This window comes from Geodermatophilus marinus (genome assembly GCF_003428645.1).
In the GTDB taxonomy this organism is placed as follows: Bacteria; Actinomycetota; Actinomycetes; order Mycobacteriales; family Geodermatophilaceae; genus Geodermatophilus.
This window is the reverse complement of sequence record NZ_QVQH01000005.1, coordinates 200,994-219,797: the sequence shown is the minus strand read 5'-3', so window position 1 is coordinate 219,797 and position 18,804 is coordinate 200,994. Positions and strand designations below refer to the sequence as shown.

16 protein-coding genes are annotated in these 18,804 nt (G+C 75.0%); 10 read left to right on the top strand and 6 right to left on the bottom strand.

Going from position 1 to position 18,804, the window contains the following annotated elements:
- Window positions 1-186: 186 nt before the first annotated feature.
- From D0Z06_RS08185 to D0Z06_RS08175, 3 genes are read left to right on the top strand one after another with little or no spacing between them, the layout of a single operon-like run.
- Complete coding sequence (locus D0Z06_RS08185) at window positions 187-1,563, top strand: MFS transporter (protein WP_117376870.1); 1,377 nt, start codon at window positions 187-189, stop codon at window positions 1,561-1,563.
- Window positions 1,560-2,414 (top strand): 3-hydroxyacyl-CoA dehydrogenase family protein, encoded by an 855-nt coding sequence (locus tag D0Z06_RS08180; RefSeq protein WP_117376869.1) that lies wholly within the window; start codon window positions 1,560-1,562, stop codon window positions 2,412-2,414. Before D0Z06_RS08185 ends, D0Z06_RS08180 begins: the two co-directional genes overlap by 4 nt.
- Before the next feature lie 13 nt (window positions 2,415-2,427).
- Window positions 2,428-3,753 (top strand): cytochrome P450, encoded by a 1,326-nt coding sequence (locus tag D0Z06_RS08175; RefSeq protein ID WP_117376868.1) that lies wholly within the window; start codon window positions 2,428-2,430, stop codon window positions 3,751-3,753.
- Window positions 3,754-3,818: 65 nt separating this feature from the next.
- On the opposite strand, the gene paaZ is transcribed toward D0Z06_RS08175, so the two are convergent.
- The 3 genes from paaZ to paaK form a co-directional block, all read right to left on the bottom strand.
- Window positions 3,819-5,858, bottom strand: coding sequence for a phenylacetic acid degradation bifunctional protein PaaZ (gene paaZ / locus D0Z06_RS08170; RefSeq protein WP_117376867.1), 2,040 nt, complete (start codon window positions 5,856-5,858; stop codon window positions 3,819-3,821).
- Window positions 5,855-6,469 carry a TetR/AcrR family transcriptional regulator gene (locus tag D0Z06_RS08165; RefSeq protein WP_117376866.1) on the bottom strand — a complete coding sequence of 205 codons (615 nt, stop codon included), beginning with the start codon at window positions 6,467-6,469 and terminating at the stop codon, window positions 5,855-5,857. Before D0Z06_RS08165 ends, paaZ begins: the two co-directional genes overlap by 4 nt.
- A gap of 67 nt (window positions 6,470-6,536) precedes the next feature.
- A complete protein-coding gene (gene paaK / locus D0Z06_RS08160) occupies window positions 6,537-7,883 on the bottom strand; it encodes a phenylacetate--CoA ligase PaaK (protein WP_117376865.1) in 1,347 nt (448 codons plus the stop codon).
- Window positions 7,884-8,079: 196 nt separating this feature from the next.
- Between paaK and paaA the strand changes: the two genes are divergently transcribed.
- The 7 genes from paaA to D0Z06_RS08125 all read left to right on the top strand — a co-directional run bounded on the left by paaA (window position 8,080) and on the right by D0Z06_RS08125 (window position 13,422).
- Window positions 8,080-9,066 (top strand): 1,2-phenylacetyl-CoA epoxidase subunit PaaA, encoded by a 987-nt coding sequence (paaA, locus tag D0Z06_RS08155; protein WP_117376864.1) that lies wholly within the window; start codon window positions 8,080-8,082, stop codon window positions 9,064-9,066.
- Window positions 9,063-9,434, top strand: a complete 372-nt coding sequence (paaB, locus tag D0Z06_RS08150; RefSeq protein ID WP_117376863.1) for a 1,2-phenylacetyl-CoA epoxidase subunit PaaB — start codon at window positions 9,063-9,065, stop codon at window positions 9,432-9,434. Before paaA ends, paaB begins: the two co-directional genes overlap by 4 nt.
- Before the next feature lie 193 nt (window positions 9,435-9,627).
- Window positions 9,628-10,539 carry a 1,2-phenylacetyl-CoA epoxidase subunit PaaC gene (gene paaC / locus D0Z06_RS08145; RefSeq protein ID WP_117376862.1) on the top strand — a complete coding sequence of 304 codons (912 nt, stop codon included), beginning with the start codon at window positions 9,628-9,630 and terminating at the stop codon, window positions 10,537-10,539.
- Window positions 10,540-10,544: 5 nt separating this feature from the next.
- The gene (paaD, locus tag D0Z06_RS08140; protein ID WP_233517531.1) at window positions 10,545-11,063 is read left to right on the top strand and encodes a 1,2-phenylacetyl-CoA epoxidase subunit PaaD; all 519 of its coding nucleotides are present in this window, start codon (window positions 10,545-10,547) and stop codon (window positions 11,061-11,063) included.
- A gap of 4 nt (window positions 11,064-11,067) precedes the next feature.
- A complete protein-coding gene (paaE, locus tag D0Z06_RS08135) occupies window positions 11,068-12,147 on the top strand; it encodes a 1,2-phenylacetyl-CoA epoxidase subunit PaaE (protein WP_117376861.1) in 1,080 nt (359 codons plus the stop codon).
- Between the two features lies 1 nt (window position 12,148).
- A complete protein-coding gene (locus D0Z06_RS08130) occupies window positions 12,149-12,550 on the top strand; it encodes a thioesterase family protein (protein ID WP_117376860.1) in 402 nt (133 codons plus the stop codon).
- A 74-nt stretch (window positions 12,551-12,624) separates the two neighbouring features.
- Window positions 12,625-13,422 (top strand): SDR family NAD(P)-dependent oxidoreductase, encoded by a 798-nt coding sequence (locus D0Z06_RS08125; RefSeq protein ID WP_117376859.1) that lies wholly within the window; start codon window positions 12,625-12,627, stop codon window positions 13,420-13,422.
- On the opposite strand, the gene D0Z06_RS08120 is transcribed toward D0Z06_RS08125, so the two are convergent.
- From D0Z06_RS08120 to D0Z06_RS08110, 3 genes are all read right to left on the bottom strand, one after another.
- Window positions 13,416-14,333, bottom strand: coding sequence for an oxygenase MpaB family protein (locus tag D0Z06_RS08120; RefSeq protein WP_117376858.1), 918 nt, complete (start codon window positions 14,331-14,333; stop codon window positions 13,416-13,418). The two genes, D0Z06_RS08125 and D0Z06_RS08120, sit on opposite strands and share 7 nt — an antisense overlap.
- 72 nt (window positions 14,334-14,405) lie before the next feature.
- Window positions 14,406-16,802 carry an ATP-binding cassette domain-containing protein gene (locus tag D0Z06_RS08115; RefSeq protein WP_117376857.1) on the bottom strand — a complete coding sequence of 799 codons (2,397 nt, stop codon included), beginning with the start codon at window positions 16,800-16,802 and terminating at the stop codon, window positions 14,406-14,408.
- Window positions 16,799-18,532, bottom strand: a complete 1,734-nt coding sequence (locus D0Z06_RS08110; RefSeq protein ID WP_199522207.1) for a CocE/NonD family hydrolase — start codon at window positions 18,530-18,532, stop codon at window positions 16,799-16,801. The genes D0Z06_RS08115 and D0Z06_RS08110 overlap by 4 nt, the downstream gene beginning before the upstream one ends.
- Between the last annotated feature and the right edge of the window lie 272 nt (window positions 18,533-18,804).

Genomic DNA, 18,804 nt, shown 5'->3' with positions numbered 1-18,804 from the left:
CCGGGGATGCGGCCCCCCAGGATGCCCCCGGAGGCTGGGCGCACCCTGCCAGCGACCCGGGGGCCGGGTGAACGGGCTCCGGGCTGGGTGTTTGTGGTGCCGGACACAGCCTTGCTAGGGTTCCCGCCGACGGTTTACCGACCGAACGGTCGGTTTCACACATCCCCCACGACAGCGGGACGGTCGATGACTTCGCAGACGGCACCGCAGGCACGCGCGCGGACCACCCGGGAAGAGCGCAAGGTGCTCGCCGGCACCCTCGCCGGCACCACCATCGAGTGGTACGACTTCTTCATCTACGCCCAGGCGGCCGGCCTGGTGCTCGCCCCGCTCTTCCTGGCGCCGGTCAGCGAGGACTCCCCCGGCCTGGCCACGGTGATCTCGCTGGCCACCATCGGCATCAGCTTCCTGTTCCGCCCGCTCGGGGCCATCGTCGCCGGCCGGCTCGGTGACCGGCTCGGCCGCAAGCGGATGCTCGTGTTCACCCTGGTCCTCATGGGCGCGGCCACCGCGCTGATCGGGCTGCTGCCCACCTACGGCCAGATCGGCGTGCTGGCCCCGGTGCTGCTCATCCTGCTGCGCGTGCTGCAGGGCTTCTCCGCCGGCGGCGAGTGGGGCGGGGCGGCGCTGATGAGCGTCGAGCACGCCCCGCTGCACCGGCGCGGCCTGTTCGGCGCCTACCCGCAGATCGGCGTCCCGATCGGGATGATCCTGGCCACCGGCGTGCTCTGGGTGCTCACCACCGTCACCACCCCCGAGCAGTTCGAGTCGTGGGGCTGGCGGATCCCGTTCCTGTTCTCCGTGGTGCTCATCGGCATCGGCTACCTGATCCGCCGGGCCGTCGACGAGAGCCCGGTCTTCGAGGAGATGCGCCAGCGCCGCCGGGAGTCCTCCGCCCCGCTGCGCGACCTGTTCCGCCACAACACCCGGCAGGTCGTGCTCTCGGCGCTGACGTTCATCGCCAACAACGCCGCCGGCTACCTGCTCATCGCCTTCTTCATCGCCTACGCCAGCACCACGCTGGAGATGCCGCGCTCCTCGGTCCTGCTGGCCACCACGCTGGCCTCGTTCGGCTGGCTGGTGTTCACCCTCTACGGCGGGGCGCTGTCGGACCGGATCGGCCGGCTGCGCACCTTCCAGATCGGCTACGCGCTGGTCTTCGCCTGGATGATCCCGCTGTTCCTGCTCATCGACACCCGCAACATCTGGCTGTACGGCATCGCGCTGTTCGCGCTGACCATCGGCCTGGGCCTGTCCTACGGCCCGATGTCGGCGATGTACGCGGAGATGTTCCCGGTCGCGGTCCGCTACTCCGGCGTCTCGATCGGCTACGCGCTCGGCGCCATCCTCGGCGGGGCGTTCGCGCCGATGATCGCCGAGGTGCTCATCCAGTCGACCGGCTGGTCGGGCTCGATCGGCCTCTACATCATGGGCCTCTGCGTCATCTCCTTCGCCGCCGTCACCGCGATCGGCGAGACCCGCGGTGCCGACCTGCGGGTCGCCGAGGTCCACGAGCCGGCCGGGCGGACCGCGGCCGGGCGGGCGACCGGCGGGCGCGCATGAGCGGCGTCCCGTCCCGGGTCGGCGTGATCGGCGGCGGCCGCATGGGCGCCGGCATCGCGCAGGCCTTCCTCGCCGCGGGCGCGCACGTCGCCGTGGTGGAGGCCGGGGCGGAGGCCGCGGAGGCCGCCCGCGGGCGGGTGGCCTCCGGGCTGGCGGAGGCGGTCCGCCGGGGCACGCTGGCCGAGGACGTCGACGCCGTCCTCGGCCGGCTGGCCCTGCTCGACTCGCCCGCCGAGCTGGGCGACGGGACCGGCCTCGTGGTGGAGGCGGTCCCGGAGCGGGCCGACCTCAAGGCCGGGGTGCTGCGCGCCGCCGAGGCCGCCGTCGGCCCGGACGCCGTCCTCGCCACCAACACCAGCTCCCTGTCGGTCACCGAGCTCGCCGCCGCCCTGGAGCGCCCGGCCCGCTTCCTCGGCCTGCACTTCTTCAACCCGGTGCCGGCGTCGAAGCTGGTCGAGGTCGTGGTCGCGCGGGAGACCGACCCCGACCTGGTGGCGCGGGCGAGCGGCTGGGTCCGGGCGCTGGGCAAGACCGACGTCGTGGTGCGCGACTCCCCCGGCTTCGCGTCGTCCCGGCTGGGCGTGCTGCTCGGGCTGGAGGCGATCCGGATGCTGGAGGAGGGCGTCGCCGACGCCGAGGCCATCGACGCCGCGATGGAGCTGGGCTACCGGCACCCGATGGGCCCGCTGCGCTCCACCGACCTGGTCGGCCTGGACGTGCGGCTGGCCATCGCCGAGTACCTGCACCGCACGCTCGGCGAGCGGTTCGCCCCACCGCAGCTGCTGCGCGACAAGGTGGCCGCGGGCGAGCTGGGCCGCAAGACCGGCCGCGGCTTCCACTCCTACGACTGACCCGGGGGGCGCCATGACCGTCGGACCGGCGGGCACCACCACGCTCGTCGACCCGGTGACCTACGAGTCGGGCCCGCCGTTCGACCTGCTGCGCCGGCTGCGGGCCGCCGGGCCGGTGACCTGGGTCGACGAGCCGGCGCTGCACGGCCAGCCCGCCGGCCCGGGGTTCTGGCTGGTGCTGCGGCACGCCGACGTCGAGGGCGTGCTGCGCGACCCGGCGACGTTCTCCTCGTGGCTGGGCGCCACGCAGGTCCGCGACGCCGCGGACCTGGCGTGGGTGCGCCGGATGATGCTGAACATGGACCCGCCGGACCACTCCCGGCTGCGGCGGCTGCTCGCCCGCTCGTTCACCCCGCGGGCGGTGGCCGCGCTGACCGCCGCCATCGAGGCCACCGCGGACGGGCTGGTCGCGCGCATGACCGGCGGGCTCGGCGCGGGCCGGTGCGACTTCGCCAAGGACGTCGCCGCCGACCTGCCGCTGCTCACCCTCGCCGACGTCCTCGGGGTACCGGCCGAGGACCGCTGGCTGATGTTCGACTGGTCCAACCGCGTGATCGGCTGGCAGGACCCGGACTACGCGACCTCGGCGGCCTTCGACGGCACCGGCGGGACGCCGATGGCCCGCGAGGCGCTGGCGCTGCGGCCGGCGCCCGGCCCCGACGGGCGGATGCCCGACCCGCGCACCCGGGCCGGCATGCCCGACCTGTACGCCTACGCCCGGCTGCTGGCCGAGGAGAAGCGCCGCTCCCCCGGCGACGACGTCATGTCGATCCTGCTGGCGCAGGTCGACGAGGGCGGTGGGCGGGTCAGCGACGCCGAGTTCGAGAACATGTTCTGGCTGTTCGCCGTGGCGGGGAACGAGACGCTGCGCAACGGCCTGCCCGGCGGGCTCATCGCGCTGCTGCAGCACCCGGGGGCGCTGGCCGCCGTCCGGGCCGACCCGTCGCTGCTGCCCGGCGCGGTCGAGGAGATGCTGCGCTGGTGGACGCCGGTGATGGTGTTCCGCCGGACCGCCACCCGTGACACCGGGCTGGGCGGCGCGCCGGTGCGGGCCGGCGACAAGGTGGTCGTGTCGTTCACCTCGGCCAACCGGGACGAGGCGGTGTTCGCCGACCCCGACGCCTTCGACGTCCACCGGGCGCCGAACCCGCAGCTGGCCTTCGGCCACGGGCCGCACTTCTGCCTGGGCGCGCAGCTGGCCCGGGCGCAGATGCGGGCGCTGTTCGCCGCGCTGCTGCGCCGGACCTCCTCGATCGAGCTCGACGGGCCCCCGGTGCTGCTGCGGTCGAACTTCCAGCGCGGTGTCAAGCGCCTCCCGATCCGCTGGACCGCCGCGTAGCGGAGTGCCCCGTGCGAGGTTTCCCCGCACGGGGCACTCCGCATCACCCCCAGGTCACCCCCAGGTCACCCCCAGGTCTTGGCCACCATCGTGAGGACGTCGTAGGTCGCCACCGGCTTGCCCTCGCCGTCGACCACGACGGCGTCCCAGCGGACCTCGCCGTGGTCGGCGCCGCCGCGCGGGGTGATCTGCTTGCAGGTCAGCGTCACCGTGAGCTCCGCGCCCGGCTTGACCGGGGTGAGGAAGCGCAGGTTGTCCACGCCGTAGTTGGCCAGCACCGGCCCCGGGTCGGGGTCGACGAACAGCCCGGCGGCCCAGGAGACGATCAGGTAGCCGTGCGCCACCCGGCCGCCGAACAGCGGGTTGGCCGCGGCGGCCTCCTCGTCCATGTGGGCGTAGAAGGTGTCGCCGGTGAACTCGGCGAAGTGCTCGATGTCCTCGAGCGTCACCGCCCGCGGCCCGGCGGTCACCGAGTCGCCGACGCGCAGCTCGGCCAGCGACTTGCGGAACGGGTGCACCCCGTCGTCGTTGCGGCGGGCGCCGGTCACCCAGCGCCGGCCGATCGCGGTGAGCATGTCCGGCGAGGCCTGCACGGCGGTGCGCTGCATGTGGTGCAGCACGCTGCGGATGCCGCCGAGCTCCTCGCCGCCGCCGGCCCGGCCGGGGCCACCGTGCACGAGGACCGGCAGCGGTGAGCCGTGCCCGGTGTTCTCGCGGGCGTCGTCGCGGTCGAGCACGAGGACCCGACCGTGGGCGTGCGCGGCGCCGAGCACGAACTCCCGCGCCACCGCCTCGTCGTGGGTGACGATCGAGCCGACGAGGCTGCCCTGCCCGCGGGCGGCCAGCTCGACCGCCTGGGCGACGCCCTCGTACGGGAGCACGGTGCTCACCGGGCCGAACGCCTCCACGTCGTGCGGCTCCCCGGCGTCCAGGTCGTCGCAGCGCAGCAGCATCGGCGGGAGGAACGCCCCCCGGTCGCGGTCGGCGCCGACCACGTCGAACCGCTCCGGGTCGCCGGACACCAGCTCGGCGACCCCGCGCAGCGCCTTGACCGCCCGCAACACCTCCTCGCGCTGGTTCCGGCTGACCAGGGCGCCCATGGTGACGCCCTCGGCGCCGGGGGCGCCGACCACCACGCGGGCCAGCTCGGCCCGCACCGCCTCGACGACGTCGTCCACCAGCTCCCGCGGCACCAGGGCCCGGCGGATGGCCGTGCACTTCTGCCCGGCCTTGACCGTCGTCTCGGTGACCAGCTGGTCGACGAACAGGTCGAACTCCGGCGTGCCCGCCGTCGCGTCCGGGCCGAGGACGGCGCAGTTGAGCGAGTCGGCCTCGGCGTTGAACCGCACCGAGTTCGCCACCACCGCGGGGTGGCTGCGCAGTTTGCGGGCCGTGGCGGCCGAGCCGGTGAACGCGACGAGGTCCTGGCCGGCCAGCCCGTCGAGCAGGCCGGCGGGGCTGCCGGCCAGCAGCTGCACCGACCCCTCGGGCAGCAGGCCGGACTCGACGACCGCCCGGAACACCGCGGCGGTGAGGTAGGCCGTCTGCGACGCCGGCTTGACGATGGTCGGGACGCCGGCGAGCAAGGCCGGGGCGAGCTTCTCCAGGAAGCCCCACACCGGGAAGTTGAAGGCGTTGATCTGCACGGTGACCCCGCGCAGCGGCGTGTACAGGTGCTGGCCGGCGAACGTGCCGCGCTTGCCGAGCGGCTCGACCGCGCCGTCGAGGACGACGGTGTCGTCGGGCAGCTCGCGGCGGCCCTTGCTGGCGTAGGAGAGCAGGGTGCCGAAGCCGCCGTCGACGTCGACCGCGGTGTCGCGGTCGGTGGCACCGGTGCGGTGGGAGAGGGCGTAGAACTCGTCCTTGCCGGCCATCAGCCGCAGGCCGAGCTGCTTGAGCAGGGCGGCGCGCTGGTGGAAGGTCAGCGCGCGCAGCGCCGGGCCGCCGACGGTGCGGGCGTGGTCGAGCATCGCGGCGACGTCCAGGCCGGTGCTGCTGACCCGGGCGACGGCCTCGCCGGTCACCGCGTCGGCGATCGGCGTCCCCTCGTCGCGGGCGGCGTACCACCGGCCGGCCACGTAGCTCTCGAGCATCGGGGCGGTCATCGGAGGGCTCCCTTCGGGTGGGCCCGGAGGCCGGAGAACGTGGTGGTGACCAGCGCGTCGGCGAGGTCGTCGGCGGAGAGGTCACCGCCGGGGCGGTACCACTCGGTGAGCGAGTTGACGGTGCCGAACAGCAGCCGGCTGGTGACCGCGGGGTCGACGTCCGGGCGGACGTCGCCCTCCACCTCGGCGGCGCGCACCAGGTCGGTGACGAACCGGTCGAAGCGGCGGCGCCGGGCCAGCGCGGCCCGCTCCACCTCGGAGTTGCCGCGCACCCGCAGCAGCAGGGTGACGAAGGGCAGCTCGGCGGCCAGCACCCGCACCGAGCCGCGGACGACGTGCTCGAGCCGGTCGATCGCCCGGCCGGTGGTGGCGCCGGGCTCCTCGGTGACGGCGAACAGCGCGTCCAGGGCCCGGTCCAGGGCCAGCCGCAGCAGCTCCCCCTTGCCCGGGACGTGGTGGTAGATGGCCGACTTCGTGATGCCGAGCCGGCCGGCCAGCTCCTCCATGCTCGTGGCGTCGTAGCCGCGCTCGATGAACACCGCGACCGCGACGTCGAGCAGGGTGTCCAGCGAGTGCCCCGGACGGCCCCGGCGCACCTGCGCAGCGGTCACGCACCCTCCCTTCCTCGGCTCGCTCCCGCGGGCCGCTCCGCTCCTCGCTCGTCCCTCGCTGCGATCCTCACGCCCCTGTCCGCTCGCGGGAGTCGGTGAGCCGCTGCAGCTTGCCCAGGGAGCGCGGGAGCGTCTCGGGGTCGACCACGAGCACCTCGATGCTGCTGCCGACCATGTCCTTGACGCCCTTCTCGACCTCGCGGGCGGCGGGGTCGCGGCGCTCCGGCGGGCAGTCGGGGCGGGCCTCGACCCGCGCGACGAGGTGGTCCATCCGGCCGCGGCTGACCAGCTCGAGGGCGAAGTGCGGCGAGAGGCCCCGGGTGCGGAGGACGACCTCCTCGATCTGGGTCGGGAAGACGTTGACCCCGCGCAGGATGATCATGTCGTCGGTGCGGCCGGTGACCTTCTCCATGCGGCGCATGCCGGGCCGCGCCGTCCCGGGCAGCAGCCGGGTGAGGTCGCGGGTGCGGTAGCGGATGACCGGCATGGCCTCCTTGGTCAGCGAGGTGAAGACCAGCTCCCCCTGCTCGCCGTCGGGCAGCACCTCGCCGGTGACCGGGTCGATGATCTCCGGGTAGAAGTGGTCCTCCCAGACGTGCAGGCCGTCCTTGGTCTCCACGCACTCCTGGGCGACGCCGGGGCCCATGACCTCCGACAGGCCGTAGATGTCGACGGCGTGGATGCCGGCCCGCTCCTCCATCTCGCGGCGCATCTGCTCGGTCCAGGGCTCGGCGCCGAAGATGCCGATCTCCAGGCTCGACGCGCGGGGGTCCATCCCCTGCTTCTCGAACTCGTCGATGACGGTGAGCATGTAGGACGGCGTCACCATGATCACCCGCGGCTCGAAGTCGCGGATCAGCTGCACCTGGCGCGGGGTCATGCCCCCGGAGATGGGGATGACCGTGCAGCCGAGCTTCTCGGCGCCGTAGTGCGCGCCGAGCCCGCCGGTGAACAGCCCGTAGCCGTAGGCGTTGTGCAGCTTGTCGCCGGCCCGCCCGCCCGCGGCGCGGATCGACCGGGCCATCACGGTGGCCCAGGTGTCGATGTCCCGCTCGGTGTAGCCGACCACCGTGGGCCGCCCCGTCGTCCCGCTCGAGGCGTGCACCCGGCGCACCTGGTCCTGCGGCACGGCGAACATGCCGAACGGGTAGTTGTCGCGCAGGTCGGTCTTGCTCGTGGTCGGGAACCGGGCGAGGTCGGCCAGCTCGCGGCAGTCGTCGGGGTGCACGCCGGCCTCGTCGAAGGCCCGCCGGTAGTGCGGCACGTTCTCGTAGGCGTGCCGCAGCGTCCACTGCAGCCGCTCCAGCTGGAGGGCGCGCAGCTCGTCGAGGCCCAGGCGCTCGGCGGGGTCGAGCAGGGCGGGGTCGGGGGCGGCGCCCAGCCGCCGGTCGGTGTCGGTCGTGCTGGCGGTCATCGGTGCTGCGCCTCCGGGGTCGGTGCCGGGACGGCCGGTGTCCCGAGGCGGGGCGCCCCGATTTACCGACCGGATGGTCGGTAACCAACTCCCCCGACCCCCGCCCTGTCAAGTGGGGTTGTGATCCGCGCCGCGGTGGGGCACACTCATTACCGACCGTCCGGTCAGTAATTGACCGCCGACCCGAGGGGACGACATGTCCGCGCCCACCCTGGACCGCCCCGCCGCCGGGACGCCCGACGAGGCGGCCCTGCAGGCCCAGTTCGACGCCACCATCGCCGCCGGGCACCGCATCGAGCCGCGCGACTGGATGCCCGAGGGCTACCGGAAGACGCTCATCCGCCAGATCGCCCAGCACGCGCACTCCGAGATCATCGGGATGCAGCCGGAGGGCGACTGGCTGCTGGCCGCGCCGTCCCTGCGCCGCAAGGCGATCCTGCTGGCCAAGGTGCAGGACGAGGCCGGCCACGGCATGTACCTCTACTCGGCCGCCGAGACCCTCGGCGCCGACCGCGCCGACCTCACCGACAAGCTGATCGAGCGCAGGCAGAAGTACAGCTCGATCTTCAACTACCCCACGCTCACCTACGCCGACGTCGGCGTCATCGGCTGGCTGGTCGACGGCGCGGCGATCTGCAACCAGGTGCCGCTGTGCCGCTCCTCCTACGGGCCCTACGCCCGGGCGATGATCCGCATCTGCAAGGAGGAGTCGTTCCACCAGCGGCAGGGCTACGAGCTGCTGATGACGATGATGCGCGGCACCCCCGAGCAGCGGGCCATGGTGCAGGACGCCGTCGACCGCTGGTGGTGGCCGTCGCTGATGATGTTCGGCCCGCCGGACGACGACAGCCCGAACTCGGCGCAGTCGATGGCCTGGGGCATCAAGCGGCACAGCAACGACGAGCTGCGCCAGCGCTTCGTCGACATGACGGTGCCGCAGGCGGAGGCTCTCGGCGTCACGCTGCCCGACCCCGACCTGGCCTGGGACGAGGCGGCCGGGCACTGGCGGTCCGGCGCGATCGACTGGGACGAGTTCAAGCGCGTGGTCAGCGGCAGCGGGCCGATGAACGACGTCCGCATCGCCCGCCGCAGGGCCGCACGGGACGACAACGCCTGGGTGACCGAGGCGGCCAACGCCTACGCCACCAAGCACTCCGCCGAGCACGGGGGGCGGGCGGCATGAGCCAGGGCGACCTGACCAGCGAGGGCGGGCACGGCGCCGTCCCCACCGGGCCGGAGGTCCCCGTCGAGCCCGCGCCGGCCAAGACCCGGCGCGACTGGCCGCTCTACGAGGTCTTCGTGCGCGGCAAGCGCGGGATCAACCACGTGCACGTGGGCTCGCTGCACGCGCCGGACGACGAGATGGCGGTCGACGCCGCGCGCGACCTCTACACCCGGCGCAACGAGGGCGTGAGCATCTGGGTGGTCCGGGCGGCCGACATCACCGCCTCGAGCCCCGACGAGAAGGACCCGATGTTCGCCCCCAGCGGCGACAAGGTCTACCGCCACCCGACGTTCTACGAGATCCCCGAGAACGTCCCCCACATGTAAGAGGACCCCCGTGCCCCCCGCCACTCGCAAGCTCGCGGCGGGACCCTGCACGGGGGCCGATTCCAGGCTCACCAGGGCCCCTGGGAGGGGGCCATCCCCGAGGGCCCCGGGAGAGGGCGGCCCTGCGGGCCCCGTGGAGCCGTTGCATGCGGCTCAGGGTCCGAAGTGCATCACCAGCAGAAGGAGCCGCCAGATGGCGCACGAGGAGACGGTGTACGACGCGTTGGCCAACGCGGCGGACGACCACGGGCACTGGGCCTTCGGCACCGGGTTCGACGACCCGCTGGCCGGGGTCGACACCACCGTGCCCGAGGGCGTCGACCCGGCCGACCTGGGCACCTACTGCCTGATGCTCGGCGACGACGCGCTGGTCCTGGCGCAGCGGCTCACCCAGTGGGTCACCGCCTCCCCCGAGCTCGAGGAGGAGGTCGCCGTCGCCAACGTCGCCCTCGACCTGCTCGGGCAGGCCCGGCTGCTGCTGGCCCGGGCCGGCTCGACGGGCGTGCTGGGCCGGTCCCGGTCGCAGGCGACCGACAGCATCCCGGACGAGGACGCGCTGGCCTACTTCCGCGACCCCGACGAGTTCCGCAACACCGGCCTGGTCGAGGCGCCGGGCGGCGACTTCGGCCGCACGGTGGTCCGGCTGCTGGTCGCCTCGACCGTGCGGCTGGCGCTGTTCGCCCGGCTGCGGGGGTCCCGCGACCCGGTGCTGGCCGCCATCGCCGCCAAGGGCGTGCACGAGCTCACCTACCACCGCGACCACGCCGCCCGCTGGGTGCTCCGGCTGGGCGACGGCACCGCGGAGTCGCACCGCCGGGCGCAGGAGGGCGTCGACGCGGTCTGGCCGCTGCTGGCCGACGTCCTCACCCCCACCGACGTCGAGCAGCGCCTGGTGGACGCCGGCGTCGCGGTGGACCCGGCCGGGCTGCGCGAGGAGGTCGAGGGGGTCCTGACCACGGTGCTCGAGCGGGCCACGCTCACCGTTCCGGCCTGGCCGGCCGCCACCGCGCCGCGCGGGCGGTCCGGCCAGCACGGCCCGGAGCTGGCCGAGCTGGTCGCCGAGATGCAGAGCCTGGCCCGGCAGCACCCGGCGGCGACGTGGTGACGGCCGTGACCGGGGGGACGACGCGCACCGTGGACGACGCCCGGGTGGTCGCCGAGACGGTGACCGACCCCGAGCTGCCCATGCTGACCCTCGCCGACCTGGGCGTGCTGCGCGACGTCCGGGTCGACGACGACGGCACCGTGGTCGTCGACATCACCCCGACCTACAGCGGCTGCCCGGCCATGGGGGTCATGCGCGCCGACCTGGTGCACGCCCTGCACCGGGCCGGGTTCGCCGACGTCGACGTCCGCACCGTCCTCTCCCCCGCCTGGACCACCGACTGGATCAGCGAGGCCGGCCGCCGCAAGCTCGCCGAGGGCGGGATCGCGCCGCCCGGGCGGGCGCCGGTGCGCGCGGCAGGCCCGGTGCCCCTCCAGCTGGGCCCCACCCGCCGCACCGCCGACTGCCCGCTGTGCGGCTCGGCCGACACCGTCGAGCAGAGCGAGTTCAGCGCCACCGCCTGCAAGGCCCTGCGCCGGTGCCGCAGCTGCGGCGAGCCGTTCGAGCACGTCAAGGAGATCTGAGGCCGTGACCGCACCCACCACCCGCCGCCGGCCGCGGTTCCACCCGCTGAAGGTGGCGCGCGTCGAGCAGCTGACCGACGACGCCGTCGCGGTCACCTTCGACGTCCCCGAGGAGCTGGCCGAGGACTACGTGTTCCGGCCCGGCCAGGCGCTCACGCTGCGCCGGGTGGAGGGCGACCGCGACGAGCGCCGGTCGTACTCCATCTGCGCGCCCGTGGGCGCCGCGCCCCGGGTCGGCGTGCGCGAGGTGCCCGGCGGCTTCTTCTCCTCCTACCTGGTGCACGAGGTCCGGCCGGGCGACGAGATCGAGGTGCTCCCGCCGTCGGGGACCTTCACCGCCGACCTGTCGGTGCCCGCCGACCACGTGTTCGTCGTCGCCGGCTCGGGGATCACCCCGGCGCTGTCGCTGGCCGCCAGCGTGCTGCGCGACGGGGAGTCCACCGTCACCGTCTTCTACGGCAACCGGCGCACCAACACGGTCATGTTCGCCGACGAGCTGGCCGACCTGAAGGACCGCTACGGCACCCGGCTGCAGCTGGTGCACGTGCTCTCCCGCGAGCCCCGCGACGCCGAGCTGACCAGCGGCCGGCTCGACGGCGACCGGCTGCGCACCCTCGTCGGCAACCTGGTCGACGCCCCGCACGTGGACCACTGGTGGCTGTGCGGCCCGCACGGGATGGTCTCCGACGCCCGCGAGCTGCTCGCCGAGCTCGGCGTGCCGGCCGAGAAGGTCCACCAGGAGCTGTTCTACGTCGACGACGTCCCGCCGGAGCCGGTGCGCGGTGACGAGGAGACCGTCGAGGGGCCGAGCAGCCAGGTGACCGTCGTCCTCGACGGGCGCACCACGACCCTGGCGCTGCCCCGCGACGTGCCGGTGCTCGACTCGGCGCAGAAGGTGCGCGGCGACCTGCCCTTCGCCTGCAAGGGCGGGGTGTGCGGCACCTGCCGGGCGCGGGTCACCGACGGCGAGGTCGAGATGCGCCGCAACTACGCGCTGGAGGCCGCCGAGGTCGAGGCCGGCTACGTGCTCACCTGCCAGTCGCTCCCGGTGACCGACGCCGTCACCGTCGACTTCGACGCCTGAGGTGCGCGAGATCCCGGTCGGGGCGAGCGCGACCCTGGAGGTCGTGGTCACCCCCGAGATGACCGTGCACTTCGACCGGCTCGGCCCGGTGCACCCGGTGTACGCCACCTACACGATGGCCAAGCACTTCGAGGAGGCCGGGCGCACGCTGCTGCTCGAGCACCTGGAGCCGGGCGAGGAGGGCGTGGGCCGGTCGGTGTCGGTCGAGCACCTCGCCCCCGCCCGCGTGGGGGACGTCGTCGTCCTCACCGCGCGCTGCACCGAGGTGCGCGGCAACCGGCTGACCTGCGCCTGCACCGCGACCGACGCCGCCGGCCGCGAGCTCGGCACCGGGACGACGGTGCAGGTGGTCCTCCCCCGGGAGCTGCTCGAGGCCCGCCTCGCCGGCACGGCCCGGGCATAGGAAGCTCTTCCCACGTCCGCGACCCCGGGACACGGGTATAGCTTCCTCTTCCTCGGGAGGGAGGGAGCGCGCAGGTGGACCTGGGGCTGGGCGGCAGGCGGGCGATCGTGACCGGCGGCAGCCGCGGCATCGGGCTGGCCGTCGCCGACGGGCTGGCCGCCGAGGGGGCCCACGTCGCGCTCGTCGCCCGGGACCGCGACGCGCTCGAGGCCGCCGCGGCCCGCGTCCGGCGGCACGGCACCACCGTGCTCGCCTGCCCGGCCGACACCCGGGAGGACGACGCGGTGCGCGCGGTCGTCGACCGGGTGGTGGCCGTGCTCGGCGGGGTCGACGTGCTGGTCAACGCCGCGGCGCGGCCGGCCTCCTCCGCCCCCGTGCCGCCCCTGGCCGACCTGCGCGACGACGCGCTGCGCGAGGAGGTCGAGACCAAGGTGCTCGGCTACCTGCGCTTCGCCCGCGCCGTGGCCCCGCACATGGCCGCGGCGGGCTGGGGCCGGATCGTGAACGTCAGCGGGCTGAACGCGCGGCTCTCCGGCTCGCTGGTCGGCTCGGTGCGCAACGTGGCCGTGGCGGCGATGACCAAGAACCTGGCCGACGAGCTCGGCCCGGCCGGCATCACGGTGACCGTGGTGCACCCGGGCACGACCGTCACCGAGCGCACCCCGCAGGTCGTGGCCGCGCGGGCCGAGCGGGACGGGACGACGCCCGCCGAGGCCGAGCGCGCCCTGGCGGCGGGCACGAGCATCGGCCGGCTGGTCACCGCGGCCGAGGTCGCCGACGTCGTCGTGTTCCTCGCCTCGGCCCGCAGCGCCGGCATCACCGGGGACGCGGTGGCGGTCGGCGGGGGCACCCGGGGCGCCATCCACTACTGAGCGCGGGCCCACCCGGGTGCCGGGCCCGTCCCCAGCCGCCAGCGCGCGGCCTCCTCCGACGGGCTGCGGGGGCCCAGCGCCGCCCGCAGCGCCCGCAGCTGCAGGGTCGTCGCGGGCAGCCGCACCGCTCCCGGCCCGCGCCGGCCGGGGACGCCCGCGAACGGCGCCACCGACGGCGACACCAGCAGCGCGGCGGCGCCGGCCAGGCCGCGGTAGAAGACCTCCTCCACGCCCGCCAGCCCGGGTGGCGCGGCGAGGAAGGTCCGCAGGTGCTCCGGCACCGGCTCCAGGTCGGGGACGCACGCGGCCAGCGCCGCGGCCAGCTCGGCCTCGCTCGCCGGCAGGTCGGTCGCCCCGAGCGCGGCCGCGCTGCGGGCCCACTCGGCGACGTAGGCGTCCGGCCAGCGCCGGCCGAAGCGCCGGGTGAGGTCGGTGCCCACGGCGCGCTGGGCGGCGAGGAAGGCGTCGGTGAAGGCCAGGTGGACCCAGCGCAGCAGCGCCGGGTCCTGGGCGGAGTAGGGCCGCCCGCCGGGCGCGGTGCCCCGGACGGTGGTGTGCATCCGGCGCACGCGGGCGGCCTCCCGCTCGGCGAGCTCGGCCGAGCCGAAGGTGCTCACCACGAGCCAGCGGGCGGTGCCGGCCAGCCGCTTCCACGGGTCGTCGCGGTAGGCCGAGTGCCGCTCCACGCCGGCCAGCGCCAGCGGGTGGGCGGCCTGCCCCAGCAGTGCCGCGACGCCGCCGACCAGCGTGGCGAGGTCGCCGTGCACGCGCCACACCACGCCGTCGGGTGCGAACCACCCGGGCCCGCTGCCCACCCGTGCGATGTCGCGCACCCACGCCGGCGCGCCGGTCGGGTCGCCGGAGACCCGGGCCCGGAACCGGGCACGCGCGCCCTCGACCACCCCCGTCACGCCCCCAGCGTCCCACCGTCCGGGCCGTCCCCGCCGCCGGCGGCGGGCAGGGCCGGCCCGGACCGGTCGGCGTCAGGCGCCGACGTAGTCCGCGAGGTGCTCGCCGGTGAGGGTGGGACGGGCGGCGACGAGGTCGGCCGGGGTCCCCTCGAAGACGATCCGGCCGCCGTCGTGGCCGGCACCGGGACCGAGGTCGATGATCCAGTCGGCGTGCGCCATGACCGCCTGGTGGTGCTCGATGACGACGACCGACCGGCCGGAGTCGACCAGCCGGTCGAGCAGGCCGAGCAGGTTCTCGACGTCGGCCAGGTGCAGGCCCGCGGTGGGCTCGTCGAGGACGTAGACGGCGCCCTTCTCCCCCATCTGGGTGGCCAGCTTGAGCCGCTGCCGCTCGCCGCCGGAGAGCGTGGTCAGCGGCTGGCCGAGGGTGAGGTAGCCCAGCCCGACGTCGGCCAGCCGGTCGAGGATCGCGTGCGCCGCGGGGGTGCGCGCGTCGCCGGCCCCGAAGAACTCCTCCGCCTCGGCCACCGGCATGGCGAGCACCTCGCTGATGTCCTTGCCGCCGAGGGTGTACCCGAGCACGGCGGCCTGGAAGCGCCGGCCCTCGCAGACCTCGCAGGTGCTGGCGACGCCGGCCATCATGCCGAGGTCGGTGTAGACCACCCCGGCGCCGTTGCAGGTCGGGCAGGCGCCCTCGGAGTTGGCGCTGAACAGGGCCGGCTTCACGCCGTTGGCCTTCGCGAACGCCTTGCGGATCGGGTCGAGCAGCCCGGTGTAGGTGGCGGGGTTGCTGCGCCGGGAGCCCCGGATCGCGGTCTGGTCGACCACCACGACGCCGTCCCGGCCGGCCACCGAGCCCTGGACCAGGGAGCTCTTGCCGGAGCCGGCCACGCCGGTGAGGACGACGAGCACGCCGAGCGGGATGTCGACGTCGACGTCCCGCAGGTTGTGCGTGGCCGCGCCGCGCACCTCGAGGGCGCCCGACGGCGTGCGGACCGACGGCTTCACCGACGCCCGGTCGTCGAGGTGCCGGCCGGTGAGGGTGCCGGCGCGGCGCAGGCCCTCGACCGTGCCCTCGAAGACCACCTCGCCGCCGGCGGTGCCGGCACCCGGGCCGAGGTCGACGACGTGGTCGGCGATCGCGATGGTCTCCGGCTTGTGCTCGACGACGAGCACGGTGTTGCCCTTGTCGCGCAGCCGCAGCAGCAGGCCGTTCATCCGCTGCACGTCGTGCGGGTGCAGGCCGATGGTGGGCTCGTCGAAGACGTAGGTCACGTCGGTGAGCGAGGAGCCGAGGTGGCGGATCATCTTGGTGCGCTGCGACTCGCCGCCGGACAGCGTGCCGGCCGGGCGGTCGAGGGAGAGGTACCCCAGCCCGATCTCGGCGAAGGAGTCGAACAGGTGCTGCAGGCCGGCGAGCAGCGGGGCCACGGAGGGCTCGTCGAGGTCGCGGACCCAGTCGGCGAGGTCGCTGATCTGCATGGCGCAGACGTCGGCGATGCTCCTGCCCCGGATCGTCGAGCCCCGGGCCTCGGGGGCCAGCCGGGTGCCGTCGCAGTCGGGGCAGGTCGTGAAGGTGACCGCCCGCTCGACGAAGCGCCGGACGTGCGGCTGCAGCGCCTCGACGTCCTTGGACAGCATCGACCTCTGGATGCGCGGGACGATGCCCTCGTAGGTCAGGTTGATGCCCTCGACCTTGATCTTGGTCGGCTCCGCGTACAGGAGCGTGTGCAGCTCCTTCTTCGTGTACGCAGCGATCGGCTTGCCCATGTCCAGCCCGGCGCCCTGGAACAGCCGACCGTACCAGCCGTCCATGCTGTAGCCGGGGATGGTCAGCGCACCGTCCTCCAGCGACCGGCTGTCGTCGTAGAGGGCGGTGAGGTCGATGTCGTTGACCGTGCCCATGCCCTCGCAGCGGGGGCACATGCCGCCGAGGCGGGTGAAGGTGGCCTTCTCCCGCTTGGTCCGGGCCCCGCGCTCGACGGTGATGGCCCCGCTGGCCGTGACCGACGGCGTGTTGAAGGAGTAGGCGCTCGGCGGGCCGATGTGCGGCTCGGCGAGCCGGCTGAACAGGATCCGCAGCATCGCGTTGGCGTCGGTGGCGGTGCCGACGGTCGACCGCGGGTTGGCCCCCATGCGTTCCTGGTCGACGATGATCGCGGTGGTCAGCCCGTCGAGCAGGTCGACCTCGGGGCGGGCCAGCGTCGGCATGAAGCCCTGGACGAAGGCGCTGTAGGTCTCGTTGATCAGCCGCTGCGACTCCGCGGCGATCGTGCTGAACACCAGCGAGCTCTTGCCCGAGCCGGAGACGCCGGTGAAGACCGTCAGCCGCCGCTTGGGGAGCTCGACGCTGACGTCCTTGAGGTTGTTCTCGCGCGCGCCGTGCACGCGGATCACGTCGTGGCTGTCGGCGGCGTGCGCGGTGGGCGGCCGCGTGCTCGCGGCGGCGTCGGTCTCGGCCGTGGTCATGCTGTCTCCGTCCGTGGGTCGGGCTGCGGGGGCGGGTCGGAGGACCCGGCGGTCGGCACCGGCAGGAGGAGCCGGGAGGCCCCGCCGGCGAGGGTGATGCTCCGGTGCGAGGGGGCGGTGCGGGCGGAGGTCGCCGGGTCCTCCCCGGTGCCGAGGTTGCGCTCGAACCGCGGGTGCGATCCGCCGGCGACGAGCAGCCGCACCCGGGACCCGGCGCCGAAGCGGTGCGCGACGGCGTCCAGCTCGAGCCGGACGACGCCGTCCGGCGCGGCCGGGTCGAGCCGACGGAAGCCGTCGCTGACGTTGCGGGAGCGCCCGCGGGCGTCGACCTCGGAGACGCGGGCGAAGAGGTCGACGTGCGGGTTGTCGCTGGTGTGCGCCAGCTCCACGACCGGGCACCCGACGATCTCCAGCGGCGCGGGCAGCGGGGCCGAGTCGAGGACGAGGACGTCGTCCCGCGCGGCCAGCCGCCGGTCGTCGCGGTAGCCGCTGCCCGCGCCCAGCAGCCGCCCGCCGACCGTGGGCGTGGGGTCGGCCGGGTCGTACCGGAAGCGGGCCGGGCCGGCGGTCGCCGGGGGCGCGAGGGGGGCGAGCGCCCCGCCGGGCGCGAGGTGGAGGACCCGCTCGGTGGTCGCCGGGGGCCAGTGCGGCAGGTCGCGCCACTCCCCCGCGCCGGTCACGTGCACCCGCACCGGTTCCGGCCGGGTGCGTCCTGCTGTCCCTGCCGCGGTTCCTGCCGCGGTGCCGGCCAGGTGCTCGCCCAGCCAGTCGAGGCACTCCCGCAGCAGCGGGCCGGCGCCGCGCGTGAGCACCTGCAGGTGCGTCCACGGTCCGACGGTGAGCGCGACGTCGCGGCCGCGGGCGCGCAGGTGGGCGTACTGGGCCAGGGACTGCTCGAGGAAGAGGTCCTGCCAGCCGGTGTGCAGCAGCACCGGCACGCGGACGCGGTCCAGGGCCACGCCCAGCCGCATCGGCGCCCAGAACGGGTCGTCGAGGTCGCGGCGGCTGACCCAGTCGCGGTACCAGCCGGCCCGGCCGGCCAGCAGCGCCTCCCCCGCGTCGGCCAGCGGGAGACCGGCCAGGGCCGGCGCCAGCCGGCGGGGCGCCGTGGCCGAGCGGACCACCCCGCGCACCCCGCGGACCTCCTCCTGGGCGGCGACCATGTCGCTCCAGCCGAGGAAGTCGGCCAGCGCGAAGGCCCCGCCGGCGTAGACCGACTCGCCGAAGTCGTGCGGGCCCACCTGCACGATCGCCGTGGCCAGCTCCGGCGGGGGGTCCACGAGCAGCGCCCACTGGGTGAAGCCGAGGTAGGACATCCCGAGCGTGGCGAACCGGCCGCCGAACCACGGCTGCTCGCGCAGCCAGGCCACCGTGTCGGCCCCGTCCTCGACCTCGTGGACCATCGGCCGGAAGTCGCCGCCGGAGCCGAACGTGCCCCGGCACCGGGCGAGCACGACGTGGTAGCCGCGGGCGGCGAAGACGCCGCCGTGGAGGGCGGCCATGGGTCCGCTCCACCCGTACGGGGACCGCAGGAGCAGCGTGCCCAGCGCCGGCCCCTCGGGCGCCCAGTGGTCGGCGAGGAGCACCTGGCCGTCCCGCATCGGGATGCGCACGTCCCTGGTGACCGTGCAGCCGGTCGTCGGGGGCGGCAGCCGGAGCAGCCGGCCCAGCGCCCGGTCGGCGAGCCGGCGGCCGGTGCCCCGGGCGCGGGGCGGGAGGGTCGCGGTCACGGGTCGGGGACCTCCGGGATCGGCGGGGCGGGCGGCCCATCCACGCACCCGGGCGACCCGGCGTCAAGCCACCCGTCCGGCCCCGCTGCCCGCCCCGCCCCGGCCGCGTGCGACGGGTCGGTGACGACTTCGTGGCGAGACGGGGACTTCCGCGCACCCGGCCCGGTGATCGGGTAGGTCATCGAGGCGTGAGCAGAGAGCACACCTCGCGGACCGCCGGTCCACGGCACCCGGTCCCCCGGGGACGCCGGCGTCCCGTCGGAGAGGCACGG